Source organism: Dactylosporangium sp. NPDC051484 (assembly GCF_040689395.1).
Lineage (GTDB): Bacteria > Actinomycetota > Actinomycetes > Mycobacteriales > Micromonosporaceae > Dactylosporangium.
In genome coordinates, this window is record NZ_JBFAZX010000039.1 from 1 (window position 1) to 18982 (window position 18982).

Annotated in this window: 23 protein-coding genes and 1 tRNA gene; 10 read left to right on the top strand and 14 right to left on the bottom strand. The window is 70.5% G+C overall.

From position 1 onward, the window contains the following. Nucleotides 1-91: 91 nt before the first annotated feature. Nucleotides 92-580 carry a VOC family protein gene (locus AB0367_RS34780; protein ID WP_366230751.1) on the bottom strand — a complete coding sequence of 163 codons (489 nt, stop codon included), beginning with the start codon at nt 578-580 and terminating at the stop codon, nt 92-94. A gap of 19 nt (nt 581-599) precedes the next feature. On the opposite strand from AB0367_RS34780, the gene AB0367_RS34785 reads away from it, so the two are divergent. The 7 genes from AB0367_RS34785 (at nt 600) to AB0367_RS34815 (ending at nt 6796) form a co-directional block, all read left to right on the top strand. Next, on the top strand, nt 600-1586 hold the full coding sequence (locus AB0367_RS34785; RefSeq protein ID WP_366230752.1) for a YafY family protein: 987 nt from the start codon (nt 600-602) through the stop codon (nt 1584-1586). Nucleotides 1587-1764: 178 nt separating this feature from the next. Next, nucleotides 1765-2301 (top strand): RNA polymerase sigma factor, encoded by a 537-nt coding sequence (locus AB0367_RS34790; protein WP_366230753.1) that lies wholly within the window; start codon nt 1765-1767, stop codon nt 2299-2301. After that, nucleotides 2301-3272, top strand: coding sequence for a CU044_5270 family protein (locus AB0367_RS34795; protein WP_366230754.1), 972 nt, complete (start codon nt 2301-2303; stop codon nt 3270-3272). Before AB0367_RS34790 ends, AB0367_RS34795 begins: the two co-directional genes overlap by 1 nt. Then, on the top strand, nt 3269-3859 hold the full coding sequence (locus AB0367_RS34800) for a hypothetical protein (protein ID WP_366230755.1): 591 nt from the start codon (nt 3269-3271) through the stop codon (nt 3857-3859). The genes AB0367_RS34795 and AB0367_RS34800 overlap by 4 nt, the downstream gene beginning before the upstream one ends. Beyond that, nucleotides 3856-4959 (top strand): peptidoglycan-binding protein, encoded by a 1104-nt coding sequence (locus tag AB0367_RS34805; RefSeq protein ID WP_366230756.1) that lies wholly within the window; start codon nt 3856-3858, stop codon nt 4957-4959. Before AB0367_RS34800 ends, AB0367_RS34805 begins: the two co-directional genes overlap by 4 nt. Beyond that, complete coding sequence (locus AB0367_RS34810) at nt 4956-5615, top strand: ABC transporter ATP-binding protein (RefSeq protein ID WP_366230757.1); 660 nt, start codon at nt 4956-4958, stop codon at nt 5613-5615. Before AB0367_RS34805 ends, AB0367_RS34810 begins: the two co-directional genes overlap by 4 nt. Continuing rightward, nucleotides 5612-6796 (top strand): ABC transporter permease, encoded by a 1185-nt coding sequence (locus AB0367_RS34815; RefSeq protein WP_366230759.1) that lies wholly within the window; start codon nt 5612-5614, stop codon nt 6794-6796. The genes AB0367_RS34810 and AB0367_RS34815 overlap by 4 nt, the downstream gene beginning before the upstream one ends. Before the next feature lie 233 nt (nt 6797-7029). Here the strand turns inward: AB0367_RS34815 and AB0367_RS34820 are convergent, their stop codons facing one another. Next, complete coding sequence (locus AB0367_RS34820) at nt 7030-8007, bottom strand: YafY family protein (RefSeq protein WP_366230760.1); 978 nt, start codon at nt 8005-8007, stop codon at nt 7030-7032. A 92-nt stretch (nt 8008-8099) separates the two neighbouring features. Between AB0367_RS34820 and AB0367_RS34825 the strand changes: the two genes are divergently transcribed. Both AB0367_RS34825 and AB0367_RS34830 read left to right on the top strand, forming a co-directional pair. Continuing rightward, on the top strand, nt 8100-8618 hold the full coding sequence (locus AB0367_RS34825) for a VOC family protein (RefSeq protein WP_366230761.1): 519 nt from the start codon (nt 8100-8102) through the stop codon (nt 8616-8618). A 201-nt stretch (nt 8619-8819) separates the two neighbouring features. Then, nucleotides 8820-9215, top strand: coding sequence for a hypothetical protein (locus tag AB0367_RS34830; RefSeq protein WP_366230762.1), 396 nt, complete (start codon nt 8820-8822; stop codon nt 9213-9215). A gap of 1132 nt (nt 9216-10347) precedes the next feature. Here the strand turns inward: AB0367_RS34830 and AB0367_RS34835 are convergent. The 3 genes from AB0367_RS34835 to AB0367_RS34845 all read right to left on the bottom strand — a co-directional run bounded on the left by AB0367_RS34835 (nt 10348) and on the right by AB0367_RS34845 (nt 12266). Continuing rightward, nucleotides 10348-11229, bottom strand: a complete 882-nt coding sequence (locus tag AB0367_RS34835; protein WP_366230763.1) for a hypothetical protein — start codon at nt 11227-11229, stop codon at nt 10348-10350. Next, a complete protein-coding gene (locus AB0367_RS34840) occupies nt 11219-11740 on the bottom strand; it encodes a SigE family RNA polymerase sigma factor (RefSeq protein WP_366230764.1) in 522 nt (173 codons plus the stop codon). Before AB0367_RS34840 ends, AB0367_RS34835 begins: the two co-directional genes overlap by 11 nt. Before the next feature lie 169 nt (nt 11741-11909). Further along, nucleotides 11910-12266, bottom strand: a complete 357-nt coding sequence (locus tag AB0367_RS34845; RefSeq protein ID WP_366230765.1) for a hypothetical protein — start codon at nt 12264-12266, stop codon at nt 11910-11912. A gap of 234 nt (nt 12267-12500) precedes the next feature. Between AB0367_RS34845 and AB0367_RS34850 the strand changes: the two genes are divergently transcribed. Continuing rightward, the gene (locus tag AB0367_RS34850; protein ID WP_366230766.1) at nt 12501-13307 is read left to right on the top strand and encodes a hypothetical protein; all 807 of its coding nucleotides are present in this window, start codon (nt 12501-12503) and stop codon (nt 13305-13307) included. A 554-nt stretch (nt 13308-13861) separates the two neighbouring features. Here the strand turns inward: AB0367_RS34850 and AB0367_RS34855 are convergent. The 9 genes from AB0367_RS34855 to AB0367_RS34895 all read right to left on the bottom strand — a co-directional run bounded on the left by AB0367_RS34855 (nt 13862) and on the right by AB0367_RS34895 (nt 18431). After that, nucleotides 13862-13936: transfer RNA gene (locus AB0367_RS34855), tRNA-Lys, on the bottom strand. A gap of 341 nt (nt 13937-14277) precedes the next feature. After that, nucleotides 14278-14616, bottom strand: a complete 339-nt coding sequence (locus AB0367_RS34860) for a GntR family transcriptional regulator (protein ID WP_366230806.1) — start codon at nt 14614-14616, stop codon at nt 14278-14280. A 243-nt stretch (nt 14617-14859) separates the two neighbouring features. Then, nucleotides 14860-15261: a winged helix-turn-helix domain-containing protein gene (locus AB0367_RS34865; protein WP_366230767.1), complete on the bottom strand. Its 402-nt coding sequence runs from the start codon at nt 15259-15261 to the stop codon at nt 14860-14862. A 275-nt stretch (nt 15262-15536) separates the two neighbouring features. Next, nucleotides 15537-15812: a hypothetical protein gene (locus AB0367_RS34870; RefSeq protein WP_366230768.1), complete on the bottom strand. Its 276-nt coding sequence runs from the start codon at nt 15810-15812 to the stop codon at nt 15537-15539. Between the two features lie 2 nt (nt 15813-15814). Continuing rightward, nucleotides 15815-16294: a tetratricopeptide repeat protein gene (locus AB0367_RS34875; protein WP_366230769.1), complete on the bottom strand. Its 480-nt coding sequence runs from the start codon at nt 16292-16294 to the stop codon at nt 15815-15817. Then, nucleotides 16291-16620 (bottom strand): hypothetical protein, encoded by a 330-nt coding sequence (locus AB0367_RS34880; protein ID WP_366230771.1) that lies wholly within the window; start codon nt 16618-16620, stop codon nt 16291-16293. Before AB0367_RS34880 ends, AB0367_RS34875 begins: the two co-directional genes overlap by 4 nt. Further along, nucleotides 16617-16877, bottom strand: coding sequence for a hypothetical protein (locus AB0367_RS34885; protein ID WP_366230772.1), 261 nt, complete (start codon nt 16875-16877; stop codon nt 16617-16619). Before AB0367_RS34885 ends, AB0367_RS34880 begins: the two co-directional genes overlap by 4 nt. Continuing rightward, nucleotides 16874-17830: a hypothetical protein gene (locus tag AB0367_RS34890; RefSeq protein WP_366230773.1), complete on the bottom strand. Its 957-nt coding sequence runs from the start codon at nt 17828-17830 to the stop codon at nt 16874-16876. The genes AB0367_RS34885 and AB0367_RS34890 overlap by 4 nt, the downstream gene beginning before the upstream one ends. Before the next feature lie 391 nt (nt 17831-18221). Then, on the bottom strand, nt 18222-18431 hold the full coding sequence (locus tag AB0367_RS34895) for a hypothetical protein (RefSeq protein WP_366230774.1): 210 nt from the start codon (nt 18429-18431) through the stop codon (nt 18222-18224). Between the last annotated feature and the right edge of the window lie 551 nt (nt 18432-18982).

Genomic DNA, 18982 nt, shown 5'->3' on the forward strand with positions numbered 1-18982 from the left:
ACAACGGCGCCAGCCGAGACCACTCCGCATCAGAGAGATCAACCGCCATGAGGGAGAACACTACCGCCCAACAAGATCCGTCAGACAGGCCCTAGTGTTGCTGCCGGGCGATCGCCTCGGCGCTGACCGGTGTGAATAGGTTGACCAGCGTTCCGTCGGGGTCGCGGAACAGCAGTGATCGGTTGCCCCAGGGCATTGTGGTCGGATCTTGAACGAAATCGCCGATCATGTCGCGCAGCCGGGCGAACTCGGCGTCGACATCGTCCACGCGGAACTCGATGATTGCCGTCCGGTTGGCGGCCGGCTCGGCCGAGCATTCGCCGAAGAGCTTGACCGTTGCGGTGCTGCCGATCGCCAGCGTCGCCCCCGGCAGAATGATCTCAGCGAAGTCAGGCGTGTACCGGCGGGCGGTCTGGCCCGTGACTTGCTCGTAGAACTCGGTGAGACAGCCGACCTGGTCTGTGATGATGCGGACCGACACGAATTTCATGACGTTGCTCCCTCGTTGCGGGTTGGCCAGCAAGACGCTAGGCCCGATACCGGGCACAATCCGCCCGGTATTGAGGGAGAATTTGACCATGACACGGCCGACCGCACGGGTGCTCGCCCTCCTCGAGATCCTGCAGACCGGCGGCACTCACACCGCTACTGACCTGGCCGAACGCCTCGGCGTCGACGAGCGCACCGTACGCCGCTACGCCGAGCACCTGCTTGATCTGGAAGTGCCGGTCGAATCGGTACGCGGCCGCTACGGCGGATACCGGCTGGCGCCCGGATTCCGGATGCCACCGCTCATGCTGACCGATGAGGAAGCACTTGCCGTCCTGCTCGGCCTGGTGGCAGGCCGCCGAGCCGGCCTGGTGCCGACATCGCCGGAAGCGGCCGCAACCGCAGCCGCCAAGGTGCGCAGGGTACTGCCCAAAGCGCTGGCCTCCCGGCTCGAAGCACTGTTGGCGACCACTGACTTCACCACACCGGGGCGTGAGGTGCCGACGCCGGAGGCCTCGGTCATGCTGCGGCTGGCGGAAGCGACGCGACAGCACCAACCCGCCGTCATCAGCTACACCGACCGCACCGGACGCCGCAGCGAGCGCACCGTGCATCCCTACGGGCTTGTGACGCACTCCGGGCGCTGGTACGTGACCGGCACCGACTCCGCATCCAGAGAACTGCGTACCTTCCGGCTCGACCGCATCATGCAGGTACGAATCGCGCACGGCACCTTCGCGGTACCCGAGGGCTTCCAGCCCGCCGACGTTGTCCTGACGAGCCTGGCCGGCACGCCATGGCGGCATCAGGTCGCCGTCGCCGTGCAGGGCACCGCCGACGAGGTACGGGCGCGCCTGCCGCACGGAATCGCCAGGGTCGAACCCGATGCCGACGACGGCCCGGACTGGGTTCTCGTGCGGCTGCGGGCGGAGCGACTCGACTGGATTCCCGGCGTCCTGGCCGGGCTCGGACTGCCCTTCGTCGTGCGAGAGCCCGCGCAACTCCGCGACATCGTGCGCGCGTGGACGGCTCGCATCGCCGGATGCGCAGCCGCGACGTCTCCCCAGGAGGCGATCGCCGCCTGGGGACCGAGGTGATCAGCGCCGTTCGCCGCGCCTGCGACCCCTGCAGCACAGTCAGCCCACCACATCCGCGCTCTACGCAGCGTGATTGAACAGCAGCTGTTCAGTCGCCAAAAAATGCCGTGAACCCGGGCCGGGGGAAGTGGAAATACCTATCGTGATCCGGGAGGCAATGGGCGTCGACGCTGAGTCGATGCGCGCTGCCCGTACGGACCCGGACCGGTTCGCGGATCTGTACGACCGCTACGCAGCGCAGCTCTACCACTACGCGTACCAGCGAGTGGGCGCGCAGACCGCCGAGGACGTCGTCGCCGACACGTTCCTCGCCGCGTTCGCGCAGCGCGACTCCTACGACCCGGAGCGGCTCGACGCCCGGCCGTGGCTGTTCGGCATCCTCACCCGCAAGCTGGCCCGGCACTTCCGGGCGGAGAAGACGCACTACCGCGCGCTGTTGCGGACCGCGGCGGAGTCCGCCGTCGACGGGCACGCCGATCGTGTCGCGGCCCGCGTCGCCGCGTCCGCCGTTCGCGCCCCGCTCGTCGCCGCGCTCGGCAAGCTCTCCACCGGCGACCGTGACGTGCTGCTGCTCATCGCCTGGTGCGACTTCAGCTATGACGAGGTGGCCAGAGCGCTCGACATCCCGCTGGGCACCGTGCGGTCCCGGCTCAACCGCGCCCGGCGCAAGGTCCGCGCCGTGCTGGGCGACATCGACCCCACCGGGGAGGCGTGATGGACCCCGACCTGCGACTCGTGCGGGAACTCGGCGAGCAGCTCGCGCCGCCGACCGGAGCGCTGCCGGCCGACCTACGGCGCCGGGTGCTGTCCGCGCCCGTCCGGGCGCCGCGGCCACGGAGCTCGGTCAGGTCGCGCATCTGGCAGACGGCGCTGGTCGGCGCCGCGACGGCCGTGGCCATCACCGGCCCCGTGGTGATCACCAGCTCCGGCGACGGCCGGCCGCCGCCGGCGACGGTGGACGTGGTGCGGCTCGCGTCGGAGCGGGCGGCGGCCGTACCGGCGGCGACCGCTTGGCCGGACCAGTTCATCTATACGGAGTCGGTGGTGCTCTACCGGACCATCGACGGGCGGTCGACGCCGACGCCGGCCGACGAAGGACCGCTCCTCGTGCGCGAATGGCGGTCCATCGACGGTACCCGCGATGGCCTGGTGCGCGAGCGCCCGCGCGACCAGCCAGCGGCCGCCTGGCGCGACGCGACGGTCGCCGGATGCCGCGACGGCTACCAGAGCACGGCCGTGCCGGAGTGGCGTGTGCCGTGCATGCCCGACCTGGGCTCCGACGGCAGCCTGCCGGTCGACGTCGACGCGATGCTCGCCTACCTGCGCCGGTCGGGCACCAGCGACTACCAGGCTTTCGACAACGCCGCCCGCGTGCTCTACGTCAGCCAGCACGCGGCGGCCGTGCAGGCGGCGGCGGTCGCGGCGCTCGGGCGGATCCCGGGCGTCATGGTGCGTCCCGGCGTCGTCGACGCGGCCGGACGTCCGGGTGTCGCGCTCGCCTACCGGAGCCGCGATGCCGAGACCGAGCTGGTCTTCGACGCCTCCACCTACGCCTATCTCGGCGTGAACCGGACGATCCTCCGGCTCACGACACCCAACCAAGCCACCGAGCCGGCCTCGCGGATCCTGATCCGCCAGGCCGTCGAGCACGTGGCGATCGTCGACTCAGTCGGGAGTGTGCGATGAGACGCGCTGTCATCGTCGTGGTTACGTTCTTCGGCCTCGCGGCGTGCTCGTCGTCCCCACCGACACCCGAGGTGGCCAGCGCGCGACAACCCTCGGCCTCCGCGGCGGCGGGCCAGTCGGCGGCAGCCAGGGAGACCGACTACGACAAGGCGCTGCGCTACACGCACTGCCTCACCGAGAACGGGGCTGAGACGCCCGACCCGGTCGAGGGGGAGCCGCTCGTCACCGCCTACGTCACCACCACCAGGACCTCCGTGGAGGGGGAGCCGCTCGTCAAGACCTACGACATCACGCCCGGTCTCTCCGTCGAGACGACGGTGGCGCGCATCGAGGCGCACGAAAAGTGCAAGCAGTTCCTGCCGACTACCTGGCCGGTCAAGGTGGACCAGGCTGAGATCAAGCGGTCCCGTCCCTACTTCGACTGCATGCGCAGCCACGGGATCGACGAGCCGATACCCGACGAGAACGGCGTGGTCCAGGGCCGGACCGACCCCTCCTACAGGTCGACGCCGGAGTACCAGGACGCGGTGGCGAAGTGCCGGCACCTGTACGCCGACCCGGCCAACGACCTTCCCGAGAACCGATGAGGCGGTGGCTCGTCGCGGTCGCCGCATCCGGCGTCGCGGTGCTGGTCGCGGCCGGTGCGGTGGCCTACGCGTGGCCGTCGGGCCCGGCCGCCGGACCCGGGCCGGAGGCCGAGACGACCACGATCACCCGCACGACGCTGGTCGACGTGACCGTGGTCAACGGCAAGCTCGGCTACGGCCCAGAGCAGGAGCTGATCAGCCGCCTGACGGGCACGGTGACGGCGCTGCCGGAGGTGGGCACGACGATCGAGCGCGGTGCGGGTACCGTCCGGATCAACGACCGGCCAGTAGTGCTCCTCTACGGCACGCTGCCCGCCTACCGTGACCTCACCCCGCCGACCACCTCGGACCATAGGTCGGACAGTGACCAGTCGGCGGCAGCGAGCCCGACCGGTTCGGCGGCGCCCGCCGGCGGAACCGTCGGAGCCGACGTCAGGCAGTTCGAGACCAACCTGAAAGCGCTGGGATACACCGGGTTCACCGTCGACGACGAATACACCGCGTCGACCGCCTCGGCGGTCAAGCGCTGGCAGCACGATCTCGGCCTGCCGGAGACCGGGACCGTCGAGCTCGGCCGGGTCCTCTACACGCCCGGCCCGATCCGGGTCGCGTCACACGTCGTCAGGGCCGGTCAGGTCGCCGAGGGGCCGCTCCTCACCTTCACCGAGACCACCCGGCTCGTCACCGCGTCGCTGCCGGCGCGCAGCGCGAGCCTGGCGGCGGTGAAGACGAAGGTGACCGTGGAGCTGCCCGGCGGGTCGACGGCGCCCGGGACGGTCCAGTCGGTACGGACACCCGACGCCGCGTCCGCCCCGGAGCCCACCGTCGAGGTCGTGGTCGCCGCCGACGACCCCAAGGCGTTCGCGGTACCCGGCGACGGCACGGTCCGCGTCCGGTTCGTCGCGTCCACCCGTAAAGACGTGCTCGCCGTGCCGGTCGGCGCCCTGCTCGCGCTCGCCGAGGGCGGCTACGGTCTGCAGGTCGTCGAGGGCTCCACGACCCGGATCGTCGCCGTGACCACGGGGCTGTTCGCCGACGGCCGCGTCGAGGTGAGCGGGCCCGACATCCGCGAGGGCATGACCGTGGGGATGGCCCGGTGACCGTCGTGGAGCTCAGAGGGGTCACGAAGACGTACCAGGGGAACGTCACGGCCGTGCGCGGTGCCGACCTGACCGTCGGCCGCGGCGAGCTCGCCGCGATCGTGGGTCCGTCCGGCTCGGGGAAATCCACATTGCTCAATTTGATCGGCACGCTCGACCGGCCGACCGAGGGCCGCGTCATCGTCGCGGGGCGCGACATCGCGACGCTCGGCGACCGCGCACTGTCGGCGCTGCGGGCGGCGTCGATCGGGTTCGTGTTCCAGCAGTTCCATCTCGCGGCCGGGGTCAGCGCGCTCGACAACGTCGCCGACGGGCTGCTGTATGCGGGCGTGCGGCGCAAGGAGCGCCGCACGCTGGCCGCCGCGGCGCTGGCGCGGGTCGGGCTCGCGCACCGGGCACACCACCGGCCGCACGAGCTCTCCGGCGGCGAGCGTCAGCGGGTGGCGATCGCCCGCGCGGTCGTGGGCGAGCCGGATCTGCTGCTCGCCGACGAGCCGACCGGCAACCTCGACAGCGCCGCCGGAGCCTCCGTCATGGACCTGCTGCGTACGCTCAACGCCGGCGGTACCACCGTGATCGTCATCACCCACGACGGCGCGATCGCCGACACGCTCCCCCGCCGCATCCGGGTCCACGACGGCATGGTCACCGGATGAGCCGGCCGGGGCGCCGTCTCGCGGTCGGTGACGTGCTCCGGCTCGGCGCCGTCGGCCTGCGATCCCGGCCACTGCGGGCCGTGCTGTCAGCCCTGGGCATCGCGATCGGAATCGCCGCGATGCTCGCCGTGGTCGGCATCTCCGGCTCGGGCCGAGCCGACCTGCGACAGACCCTCGACGCGCTGGGCACCAACCTCTTGAAGGTGGCCCCCGGCGAGAAAGCTGTGCTGCCCGACGGCGCCGTCGGCATGATCGAGCGGATCGGGCCGGTGACCAACGCGGCCGCGCTCCGCAAGCTGCCCGACGACGTGCACGTCTACCGCAACGACCGGGTACCGCCGCGGCGGACCAACGGCATCGTCCCGTTCGCCGCCGACCTCGACCTGACCGAGACGGTCGGCGCGACCGTGGCGCGCGGCGTCTGGCTCAACCCGGCCACCGCCGACTTCCCGGCGGTGGTGCTCGGCGCCGAGTCCGCCCGGCGGCTCGGGATCACCACGCCCGACCCTCGGACGGTGGTGTACATCGGCCACGAGGGGTTCACGGTCGTCGGCATCCTGGCGCCGGTCACGCTGCTGCCCGAGCTCGACAGCGCCGCCCTGATCGGCACGAACGCCGCACGGACATACCTCGGCGCCGAAGGCCGCCCGACGACGATTTACCTGCGTACCGTCGACTCGCAGGTCACAGCCGTCCGCGACGTGCTGGCGGCGACCGCCAACCCGGAGGCGCCGTACGAGGTCGCGGTGTCCCGACCCTCCGACGCGCTGGCGGCCAAGCTCGCCACCGAACGCGCCTTCAACGGCCTGCTGCTCGGCCTCGGGGCGGTCGCGCTGCTCGTCGGCGGCGTCGGGGTGGCCAACACGATGGTGATCACCGTCCTCGAACGGCGCGCGGAGATCGGCCTGCGCCGGTCGCTCGGCGCCACTCGCGGCCAGATCCGGCTGCAGTTCCTCACCGAGGCGGCCCTGCTCTCGACGCTCGGCGGGTTGACGGGCGTGGCGCTCGGCGCGCTGGTCACCGCCGCCTACGCCATCAGCCAGAGCTGGCCGGTCGCGCTGCCCGCCTGGGCGCTGCTAGCCGGCGTCGGCGCCACGGTCGTCGTGGGTGCGGTGGCGGGACTCTATCCGGCTGTCCGCGCCGCCCGCCTCTCGCCGACCGAAGCCCTGACCGCGACGTAAGGCCTTCGGAAACGGGGTGGCCGTGTTCCTGCGCGACGTACCGACCCTCGGCAACGACGTGCACGACGTGCGGTTGGCGGCCGCCGCAAGCCGGCACCGCGGGTGTTTGGCTGCGCCGAGATCGAGCACTGCCGCCTCAGCGGCATCGAGGTCGTCAACGATCACATCGAGGTGCATCTTGGAACACATCAAACTGGCTGGCGGTGACGGTGGGCCGACGCGGCCACGCCAGCTTATGGTGACCGCGTCCCGTGCCGGCCTGGTCCCGACGTGGCGGCCTGGAACAGCGCAGCTGTTGACCTGAGGTGGGCGGCTAGCTCCGCCGGGCCGCTGACCTCGAACGACAGCCCGATCGACGCCAGTCGCAGCGCATGCCATTCGCCGGTGTCCGGCGGCGCGAGCCACCGGCAGGTCCCGTCCGGCTGGTCGGTCAGGGTACCGGGCGGCGGCCTGCCGAGACGGTCCACCACGTGGGCGGCCGGTGCGTGGATCACTACGTCGGCCGGGTAGGTCGGGGCCATCCGCATCGTCCGGCTGGCGACGAAGGCGGCGACGTCCCCACCAGGTAGGTCCCTCGTGGACGCCCGGGCACCGGTCGCGGCGAGCTGCGTAACCCGGTCCAGCCGGAAGGTCCGCCAGTCGTCGCGATCGAGATCGAAAGCGAGCAGGTACCAGCGTCCCCCGGCCGTCACCAGGGCACGCGGCTCGACGTGCCGGCCCTCGTCGCGGTACCGGAACCGCAGCCGCTCGTGGTTGGCGATCGCCGCGGCGGTGACGGTCAGCGCGTCGGGGTCCACGGGATCCGCGGCCAGGAAGAACGGGTGGGCCACAGTTGAGGAGGCCAGTGCGTCGACCCTGCGACGCGGCCGGTCCGGCAGAACCTGAAGTAGCTTGCGCAGCGCCCGCACCGCCGCTTCGTCCGCCCCGGCCACCGCCTGCGTCGCCGCCGTGCGTAGCCCGACGGCCACGGCGACCGCCTCGTCGTCTTCCAACAACAGCGGCGGCATCGCCGCGCCAGCCGTCAGGCGGTACCCGCCCAGCCCGCATTGCTCGGCGTGCACCGGATAGCCCAGCTCCCGCAACCGGTCGATGTCGCGCCGCACGGTCCGGCCGGACACCCCGAGCCGCTGCGCCAGCTCGCTTCCCGGCCACAGCCGAGGAGTCTGCAACAGCGACAGCAGGGACAGCAATCGGGCACGCGCGCCGGACATGGCTGCCATTGTGCCGCTCAAGTAGGACCGAAATTGACCTACACGAGATCTACCGTGGGCGCAGGTCCGCTACGACACGAGGGAGATTCGCCATGAGCATCACCCCACCGGCCGGGTACACGACCGTCGCGCCGTGGATCGTCACGCCGGACACCGGGCAGCTGCTGCACTTCATCACCACGGTGTTCGACGGGGTCGAGCTGGGGTGCGTACCGCTGGAGGACGGGACGATCGGTCACGCCGAAATCCGCGTCGGCGACACCGTCCTGCTCGCCTTCGACCGGCTACCGGACTGGCCGGCCATGCCGTCGCTACTGCGGGTCTTCGTCGCCGATGCCGACGAGACGCTCGAGCGCGCGGTCGCCGCCGGAGCCCGCCTAGTCACCGCACCGGCCACCCAAGCCTTCGGCCAGCGGGGCGGTCGAATACGTGACCCGTTCGGCAACATCTGGTGGATCAGCGCGGTGGTCGAGGACGTCGCACCCGAGGCAGGAATGCGGCGGCTCGCCGAACCGCCGTACGCCGAGGCGATGCACAACGCCCAAGAGACCCTGGACCAGGAACTGAGCGGCCGCACCGACAACGTCGTCAGCCGCCCGCTGATCGACTGAGCCCGTACCTGTCCTGACGCCACATCGCAGAAGCTTCTGCGCCCAATCGCCACACCGCATTACCCAGCTTCAGACACGACTCTTCTCGGCATGTCCGCGAGCCAGCCGACAAACTCGTCGTAACGTTCCGTAGTAAGCCGATCGCGGCATATGCGGATGTCCGCGCCCACCCTCAACGCCCCGCCGGGCATCATCGATACCATGCTCGTCGAGGTGGAGAAGATCGCCAAGTTCCCATGGAGTCCTGTTCTGGCCCAGATCAGTACGCCCTTCGGGCGAGCGGCGGTTCGCTGGTGCGGCGATCCGAACGCCGCCGCGGGGCAGCACCATGTCGAGTGGGAGATCGACGAGGAAATCACCTGGGGCAAGAACGCCAAACCGGCCAGTGAGGCTGCTGCGGGGCTGCGACAAGGAGGTCACTGCGTGATCGTTCGTGGCCGGCTGGACGTCACCGTCGATGGCGCGGCGGTTCTGGATCTGGCCGGCACGGGGATCCTGCTGGACCTCGCCGCTCCAGTCCCCACCGAGGTCGCCGGCACATGGGTCGAGCTGTTCATCCGACGCGAAAACATCGCTCTGTACCCCTACAACCTCTGATCTGGACGCGCCCAGAGCCAACCAGCACGAACGGCCGGCGCACTACTTTCAAGCAAATCCGGATACCCGCCGGGTAGTGCCAGCGCCGATCGGCCTTGACCGCCTGGACGCGGGTTGCCAGGTACCTTCACCGAACTGCCCGGCCATGAACTCGAGCAACCAGTCGAGCAACCGGGCGGACAAAAGGGGCGAAATCGCACCAGAAATACGCTTGCGCGTGCCTATTTTTGCTGGTGGGCCGCCAGGGACTCGAACCCTGAACCTACGGATTAAAAGTCCGAAGTGGACGATCAACTCGCTCAAAGTCAAGCATAGCAAGGAAAAGTCCGTGAAGGGCGCGGCTCGTCCGAGTTGATCCGGCAACGTCCGTGCTGGTCAGATGGCTCGGCTCCCCGCAAACGCCAATGCCCGCTTTGGATCGGACGCGGAAGTTCCTGAGCCGTACGACTCCGTCCGTGCCAGGTAGCGAACATCCGAGCAACCTGCGAGCAACCGATCATGTGCGAGCCCACGCCCGCACGGACTCTGTAGTCTCGCCTGCATCCGGATCCGTCAAGACAAGACGCTACAGTGCGTTACGGCCTGACCGGTGAGGGTGCTTGATCAATTCACTCATCTGCCGAATACAGTGCACCGGATCATGACGCCGGGTCACTCCGGTACTTCGCCCCGACGTCTTGGTGCCTGACCCAGGCAAGATGGATCGGGCCTGTTCAACCCGGACAAGATGCGCACCACGCGCTATCGCTACCGAGGAACAGCCATCCCCACGCCGTGGGCGGCCCCGGGATGAACCACCACGGAACCCCTAACGTGACTTGTGGAGAGCCCGGTGCCGGGACGACCGGCACGCCGGGTTCGGGAGGCGACCCAAGGAAACGGGCTGGTCGAAATGCCGGTATCGTGCCTCGGGTCGACCTCACACTTCCAAAGCGCCGTTCCTGCCGACATAGGCGATCTAGGCGGGGGTCCAACGTTGGGGGTTGTACCTCTAAGCTCTATCGATCAGAAGGTCGTACCCGGTCCAACGCCGTACCAGAACGCGGCCAGCTCTTGTTGGAGCCGCCGCACGGATCTGTCTACCGGCTGTCCGGGTCGTTGATCTCGACGGTCGTGTCTGTCCGTATGAAGGTCAGCCGACCGCGCCGCTGGTCGGGCCGCTGCTCGGGCCGTCGATCGGCTTGTGGGTGAAGCCGGCCGGTGGGGTCACGGCGAGCGTGGCCAGGTTCTCTGGCGTGCGGGCGAGCCACGCGTAGTCCAGCGTGTTCCGATGGCCGGCCTTGTCGACGGACAGCCGGACAGGCAGGTACGACTCACTGTCCACCAACAGATCCATGGTGCCCGTGGTCACCTTCGCGGCCGGGGTGACCCGCAGACGCAGGGTCTGGTGCCCGTCCACCACTTCCGTGCCGAGCACCTCCAGTTGCCCACCCGAGATCGCGGTCCGGATGTTGACGCGGTCCTCGAAGACCCCTGTCACTTGCGCCATGGTCTTCGCATCCGAGGGCACCTCCAGCCGGTAGGTGGACCAAGCGTGGTGCTCGTAGTCGATGACGGTCACCATCGTGGGATTCGTGGACGTGCTGGAACCGCTGAGCCGGGGGCCGTCCTTGGTCGAACTGTCGAACCGGAACTGTCCGGTGGCTCGGTCGATCTGCATGACCTCGGTCACCCCGCCGGGCACGACGGTGGTCGTCCGCTCGATGTACCCGGAGAGGTTGTCCAGCGCGGCCGTGACATGCGCGGTGACGTACGCAACATCGTGCAGGTCCACCGTCTTCGTCGGACCCACCGTGGCCGGGGCGGCGTCTCGCCCCATTCCGCCGACGGTGATCAGGCCGGTGGCCACGACCGCGGCCAGGGTCGGGACGATCACCGCGGCGCGCACGGTCGCCACGTGGCGTGCGTGCCGGCGGCGCAGCGCGGCCGGCCGGCCGGGCTCGGGTTCCACATCGGCCACCTCGGCACGCAGCCGGGCGCCGAGTCGCTCGCCGAACTGCTCGTCACTGAGCATGGGGTACCTCCGCGAGGGATTCGGTGTCGTCCTCGGCGAGGAGTTCGCGTAGCCGGGACAGGGCGCGGGACGTGTACGACTTGACCGTCCCGGTCGAGCAGCCGAGCAACTCGGCGGTCTGTTCGATCGGCAAATCCTCGAAGAAGCGCAGCACGACCACTTGCCGCTGGCGGACCGGCAGCTGTGCCAGTGCCAGCGTCACCACCCGGCGCTCAATGACGCCGTCGAAGCCGGGATCGCCGCCGTGCAGCGCCTCCAGGTCCTGCGGCGGCTCCTCCCGGGGCCGCCGGACCAGGCTGCGTATCCGGTCGTGGGACAGGTTGATCAGCACCCGACGCACGTACGCCTCGGGTGCCCCGCGGACCTGCCTCCAGCGGCGCATGGCGCGCAGCAGCGCCGTCTGCACCAGGTCCTCGGCATGCTGCCGGTCGCCCGTGAGCAGGTACGCGGTGCGCAGCAGGGCGGCGAACCTGGCCTCGACAAAGGCGTCGAAGCTCGAATCAACTTTCACGCCGACAAGGACTCCACCCGCCCCGGATAGGTTGCCACGGCGCGGCCTGACTGATGCCTCGACGAGGCCCGTGGTCGTTCCGGCCGCAGCAGAAGCGCATCCGCTCATGCCGCCGATCGTGCGTGATCCTCCGCTGGAGGCGCCTTCCTCATGGGGCTATCGAACGGCCTCAGCCTGGAGCCTCGCATCGGACACCGACGCTTGCTATCGCTCCGGTGCGCACGAGTTCCCGGATCGCCGTAGTCATGGCCCTCACGCCCGGCTCCGGCACGATCAGCTGGTCGACGGCCCAGAAGTAAACGCCGTTCGCGACCTCACCGGTCTCCTTCCACCTCGCCAGCAGGCGACGCACCTCATCAACGGTGAAAATCGTCAACGCCCAGCTGGAGCCGTCAGGAAGGTCGACGAAGGCGTCGACGTTGGCCACGGACTCCTCGGCGTCCTGGTCGGGATCGAGAAGGAACCGTGCCACGAACGTTGGTTCGGTGATGGCCACGTACGGATCGGCAGCGCCCACGAGCGCCATGATGTCGCACCCCACCCGGTGTGAGCGCGATCCACCTCCCGGCATCCGCTTCTGCGATGCGCTTGCTACCTGTCACCCGATGGCGTGACGTACGGCCGTTCGCCGCTCGTCAACGCTGATTATCAGGGACTTCTGACCGATCGGGAGGTTGCGATAGCGATGTCGGGCGTGTTCAAGCAGTGCGGATGCCGCGACGCGGTAACTGGTCGCCGGTTGGGCGTGCGGTGTGGCCGGTTGCTCGAGCGCGGGCACGGCAGCTGGCACTACCGCTGCTACGTGCCGGACCTCTCCGGCCGCGCCGTGCAGGTACGCCGCGGCGGCTTCACCTCCCAGACAGCCGCCCTGGCCGCGCGGAAACAGGCCCTGGCGGAGTCGCGGGAACAGTACGCCGGGCGGACCTGGACCGTGGCCCGCTGGCTGCGGTACTGGCTGACCACCCGCGCCGCGATCCGCCCGACCACACTGCGCGCCTACACCCAGCACGTCGAAACCCACCTCATCCCGACCATCGGTGGCCTGCGCCTCGCGGAGGTGACCAGCCGGCACCTCACCGCCATGTTCGCCGAGCTCGCCGCCACCCCCACCCCGACCGGCCAGCCCAGATCCGCCGCCACCCTCCAGCGCATCCGCGCCACGCTGCGCGCCGCCTACAACGCCGCCATCCGCGACGGCATGGTCACCGACAACCCCGCCCGCCGGGTCGAGATACCGCCCACCCGCCGGCCCCACGCCGTGGTCTGGAACCCAGCCCGGGTCGAGCAGTGGCGCACCGCCGGCACCCGCCCGGCGGTCGCGGTCTGGACCACCGCCCAGCTCACCGAGTTCCTCGACGCCGTCGCCGACGATCCGCTGTACCCGCTGTGGTGGCTCATCGTCCTACGCGGGCTGCGCCGCGGCGAGGCGGCAGGGCTGCGCTGGCAGGACGTCGACCTCGACCGGCGGCAGCTGTCGATCACCACCCAGCGCACCACGATCGGCTACCAGGTCATCGAAGGCCCACCGCCAGCCGCCGCACGATCGCCCTGGACCGGCGCACCGTGACGATCCTGCGCGCCCACCAGCACCGCCAGCGGCAGCTGTGCAGGGCCGAGGGTCTGCCGTGGCGGGAATCGGGCTACGTGTTCACCCGCCCGGACGGGCAACCGTTCCACCCCAACAGCCTCACCAAGCGGCTGCGCCACCTGATCACCGCCGCCGGACTGCCACCGGTCCGGCTGCACGACCTCCGGCACGGCGCCGCCAGCCTCGCCCACACCGCCGGCGCGGACCGTCCAGGACCAGCTCGGCCACGCCAGCATCGTGCTCACCGCCGACCTACACCAGCGTGCTCCCCGCCACCCAGCACAAAGCCGCCGAAGCCACCGCCCGGCTCATCCTCACCACCGCCAGAGAACTGCGGGACAAGATCCGCCGCCGCAACGCGCACCGACCCCGCAGCAGTCCACCACCGTTGCGACCGGACCCGCCCCGAAACCGCAGGTCGAACCCGCTATAGACGGCGTCAAGCGGCCGAAACGACGCAAGCGGCAACGAGCAGCCAACGAGCATCCACGGTCCACATCGGACCGATAGGCAGGAAGAAACCGCAGGTCACGTGGTGGGCCGCCAGGGACTCGAACCCTGAACCTACGGATTAAAAGTCCGCAGCTCTGCCATTGAGCTAGCAGCCCGTGCCCTGACAGGGTACCTGCGTGCCGTGCATCGTTCCAGGCGATACTCCACACGCGGCGTTTCGGCAGCTCAACGTGCATGGTGGCCATAGGCACCGGGGCGTTGTGGTATGCCGGTCGGCGGCGGGGCTTGGTATTCGTGCCGACAGGCGAGCAACCACCGAGCAACCACGAGCGTGGCGATGCCCTGCTCCAGCGGGGCGCGGGCCGGTCAGCTCGGCTCACTGGCTGCCAGCGTCAGGGTCCGGCGCGTCTACTCCGACCCGTGGTCGCAGTGCGGCTGGTCACGAGCGGCGGCGGGTCGGGCGTGACGAGCAGGACCCGATCGGCCGGGTATACCGTCACGGCACCGGCTGGGGTGGTGACCTGTAGCAGCGGCATCTCGGCTCGGCATCTGAGTTGCTCGAGTTCGGGCTGGTAGGGCATCCGGGCGGTGACCTGTGCGCCCGCGGGGAGCGTGAAGACCTCTGGGTCCACGACCCGGGGGTGCTGGAACGCCGGCCGCGTCCGGTGACGATCAGCAGTTCGCGGCGCAGGACTTGCATCGCGTCCCGCACGGTGTCCTTCGCACACCCGAACCTCGCCACGAGCTGCCCCTCCGCCGGCAGGTACGCGCCGGGCGGGTATCCGCCGTTGAGGATCTCCTGCCGGAGGACTGCCGCAACAGCCTGGTAGCCCATCGGTGTGTAGTCGTATTCGCTCACACCCTGGACTATAGGGCCACATGGCCCTATAGTCGAGGGTGTGGACCGCGAGCCACCTCGCCCTGGTTCGCGCCAGGCGCGGAAGCGAGCCGGCGGCGCGCCGCGATGCCGGCGTCGAGACCTGCCATGGAGTCGTTCGAGCTCACAACCTGCACCCGACGTCGCGGGTGCTGGGTGCCGGTGGCGCGTGCGGGTCGGTTGACTGCGGCGGCGGTGGCGTCATGCGGTGATGTTGTGCCGGTCGGCGCGGACGGTGGTGATGGTGCCGGTGGGGTGGTGGATTTCGAGCAGGGGTACGCCGGCCGGCAGGCCGTGGTCTCGGGCCTCGCGCCGGGTCGGCATTCTGGCGATGAGCCGGTCGCCGAGGGCGAGCGGGATGGTGGCGCGGTCAGGTTGTGCCCGGACTTTGGCGGGCGTGCCGCGGCGGGTGTCGATGAGTCCCTCGCTGGCCAGCAGCCGCAGGGCACGCTGGACGGTCATCAGACCGACGTGGTGGCGTTCGCTGATCGCGGCTGAGGACGGCAGGAGCGTGCCGGGCGGGACGTGCCCGGTGGTGATCTGCTCGCGCAGGGTGTCGGCGAGTTTGACATAGATCGGGTCGGATCTGTGGTCGGGGCTCATGAGGGTGTCCTCCATGTCGGTTGGGGATGGCAACGGTGGAAGGTGTCGGGAGTGCTGAGGCGGCGCAGCCGCCATTCGCATGGGGTTGCTGCGGCCCCGGCACAGGCGCGGGTCGCCGGTCGGCTGCGGCAGGCCGTGGGTGTCGACGTGCCCAACAGCGGCTAGCGTTGCCGTCCCGGCCGCCGGCGGCACGGGATGCCGCGGCGCTGGGCACGGGAGCCGGGCGGTGAGCGCCGGCGGTTGCCGCTCGGCCGTCGGGTCGGCGGCGCCGCTGGTCACGGGAGGTCGTCCAGGTAGAGGTAGGCGATGGCGAACACGTCGCCGGGCTGCGGTTCCACACTTCGTACGAGCCACTCCTGCGCACCTGCGTGTGCTTGTACCGCGTGCCGCAGCCGCGGGTCGGCGATCATCGGGACGAAGACGAGACGATGGTTCCTGCCGCCGCGGACGATCAGTCGGAGCAGTTGCCAGGCGAGCTGCCCGACCGTCATACCGGTTGTGCCGGGGTGACGACGCTGGACGAGGTGGTCGGTGGCCGGATGCTGCTGCATGGTCACGCTCCGGTTCGGTTGCGGTCGGCGGGTTGCCACGGTGAGCGGTGCTGTTGTGCCGCTGGCGCGGCAGGCGATGGGGTGTGGCGGCGGTGCCGGCCGGCTGGGCTGTGGGATGAGGCCCGGCTGGTGAGGACCTGCTGGTAGCAGCCCTTTGCCTCGTCGAGACGGCCGAGGTCGTGGTAGACGGCGCCGAGCACCGCGTGTGCCTGGACGGTGAGTGGGTCGCCGGTTCCGCGTCGTGTGTGCAGGTCGGTGGCGAGTGGTTCGAGGATGTCGATGGCGGTGGTGAGCTGGTTAGTTTCGCGGAGGACTTCGCCGTACAGCACGGCGATCTGCGCGGCCGTCACCTCCGCGTCGGGGGTGGGCTGGGTGCGTGCGGCGGTGTAGGCGGCACGCAGTACCTGCAGTGCGGCCTCGAACCGCCATCCGGCCAGGTGTTCCCGGGCCGTGTCGAGTAGCTCGTCCAGGGACCGTGTCACGGCCGCACCCGCGGCTCGCGACCGCTGCGGTCGTCGGACGGTGACGCCAGTGGTTCAGCAGGGCTGATCGCGGCCGGCGAATCGGTGTGGAGATCCTCGCGGGTGTGCATAGGCTGCAGGTCGGTGTCGCGGGCGGCGGTGTGAGCGATGCATACGGCCATGGCGGGCAGCAGCGCCACGGTGCACAGCCCGGCAATGGCGAGCAGGACGGCGAGCTGCCGTCGGCTGGGTGGCTGATTCCACCGCGCGAGCCACACCAGTACGCGTCCGCAGACCGCGACGCAGCGCCGGTCGCCGGGCCACAGCCGATGATCCGCCCGGCTCACGGTCGCGCCCCAGGTAGGTCGGTTCCGCTGTGTGCGCCGTCGTGCCGCTGGGGTCGGTCTGTGCTGCAGCGGGACAGGTCGCGGAGGTGCCGCCAGATGCCGGTGCTGCGGTCGTGGAATGCCGGCGTGGAGCAGTCGATACCGTCGCAGCCAGGCGCGTCCAGCGCCAGCAGCAGCCCGGTCAATGACGCGAGCGGGCCTGCCACGACGCAGAGGTCCCGATCGGCCACTGGGGGCAGCACGGTAGTGGGGGTCATCGGACGCCCGCCACCGTGTCCTGGGTACGGGCTGCGGCGACCAGGATGTGGTGCGCAAACACGGGCGTGTCCTGCGTGGTGCAGTGCGCGGCGATCATGGCCGCGGTGAGCGGTGTGGTAAGGCCGGGACGGGGCCAGACGCGCAGCTGGGCGCGGGGCCGGTTGTATTCGTCGGGAACGATGTAGACCGCAGCAGCGGCGACGTCCGGATGGGCGGTGACGGTGCGGCGCAGCGCGGCGCAGCGGCGCTGTCCGGTGGGGGCGAGGTAGTGCTCGGCGGATTCGAGCCGGTGCAGGGTGAGACGCCCGCTGAGGGTGAGGGTGCCGATGTCGCCGCTGGTCCGCCACGCCGAGGACGGTGGGCAGGGTTGGTCGGCGCGGTGCGCGACGGCGGTGCAGCTGGCGCTGGCGGCTTCGATGAGTCCGGCGACACCGGGTGGGGTGGGCTGTCCGGCTGGGTCGATGGTGCGGAGTCGCAGGCCGGGCAGCGCGTCCAGGGCGGTGGCTGTGGTGCTGGTTGTGGTGGTGGCGCCGTCGTAGGCGGGTGCGTGGTACCAGGTGGTGACGGTGACGTCGGCGGCGGTCGCGAAGTCGGCCAGATGGTTGCCGGCACCAGGCAGCGGCACGGTGGCGGGCACCACGACGCGGCGCAGCGCTTGGGTGGCGGCGGCAAGCCGGCCGGGGCGTTGTTCCCGGGTACGCAGCAGGGCTTTGATCTGGCCGGGGGCGAGGACGGCCCAGTCGGCGCGGGTTTCCGCGGCGGTGTGCAGCCAGCCAGCGGGGGTGAAGTCGGGCTGCAGGACGACGGTGCCGCCGGCGAGGAGCTGCCGGATGACGGTTTCGAAGATCGCGGCAGCGTGCAGCGGCGCGGCGATGAGGGCGGTGCCGCCCGGGGTGAGGCCGATGGCGTCGCCGAGCCGTGTGCTGGTGGGGGTTCGCCGCCAGCGAGCCACAGGTGCCGGCCGCCGTACGCGGTGTGCAGGTGGGCCCGCCACGGCTGGCACCAGTGCGCGGTGCGGGCGGCCTGGTCGATCACGGCGTCGAGCGACTTCGCCCGGACGTCGAGGGGAATGGGCAGCGGGATGGCGCCGCAGAGCCACACCGCGAGCGCCTCGGCGATCGTGTCGGCGGTCGGCTGGGCCTGGATCGGCACGATCGCACGAGTGGGCGGCCGGTAGCCGATGTACTGGTAGGCCAGCTGCCACAGCTGCCCGAACGTGACGGCCCGGTCGCCGTCGATGACCGCGACGCGGTGGTCGTTACTCCTGGCCAGCTGCTGGAACCGGTCAATGATCGCCTGCGTGGTCGCCGAACCCGCCGCGTGCCGGAGCACAGTGATCCGGCTCATGAACGACCCCACACCTCGGGCGGCGCGGTCGCACCGCGTCCGGTCCGGGCCGCCGCCAGTGCGGCCAGCGCAGCGTGCGCGGGATCGCCCCGGTCGGGAGCTGCGGCCGTGTCCGGCCAGCTGGCCAGCGCACCGACAAGCGCCGCAGCGGCCAGGAACTGGGAGAGATTGGTGACCCAGCAGGACTGTCGAGGCTGCCGGTTCACGGATTCCCATCGTGGCTGCGGCATGCGTCCCGGCGGCCATCGGTGATCGTTTGGTTCGCCGGGTGGGGGACGCCATGCGGGTCGTGCGGGCGCGGGAAGCAGGTCGAGGAAGACCGGGCGTCGCCGCGGCGGGTGCAGCCGGAGCCGCTGGTACAGCCATGTGATCGGCGTCGCGCCGGTTCGGAACATCGACTCTGTCCTCTTCGATTGCTGGTGTGTCTGGCTGCTGGTGGTCTGGGTGGGCCGCCCGCGCCGCGTTGAGCTGCGACAGGGCGCGGCGCGGGCGGCCCGAGGGTGGGGCCGGCGGCGCCTCCCATCCGGACAACCGGACCGGGATGGGGCGGAAACGCAGGCTGGTCGGGGCGGCGGCCACCGCGGATCCCCTCATGTCCGCGGTGGCCGCCCGGACTGGCCAGCGCGGGTCGGGCCGTGGCATCCCGACCGACGCCAGCCAGTCGTGCGCAACGAACGTGGCCACCACGTAATCCACCGCCGTACCGGTCACGTAGCCACCTCGCCTGGTCGCGCAGCGACAGCAATGGCAGTTCCAG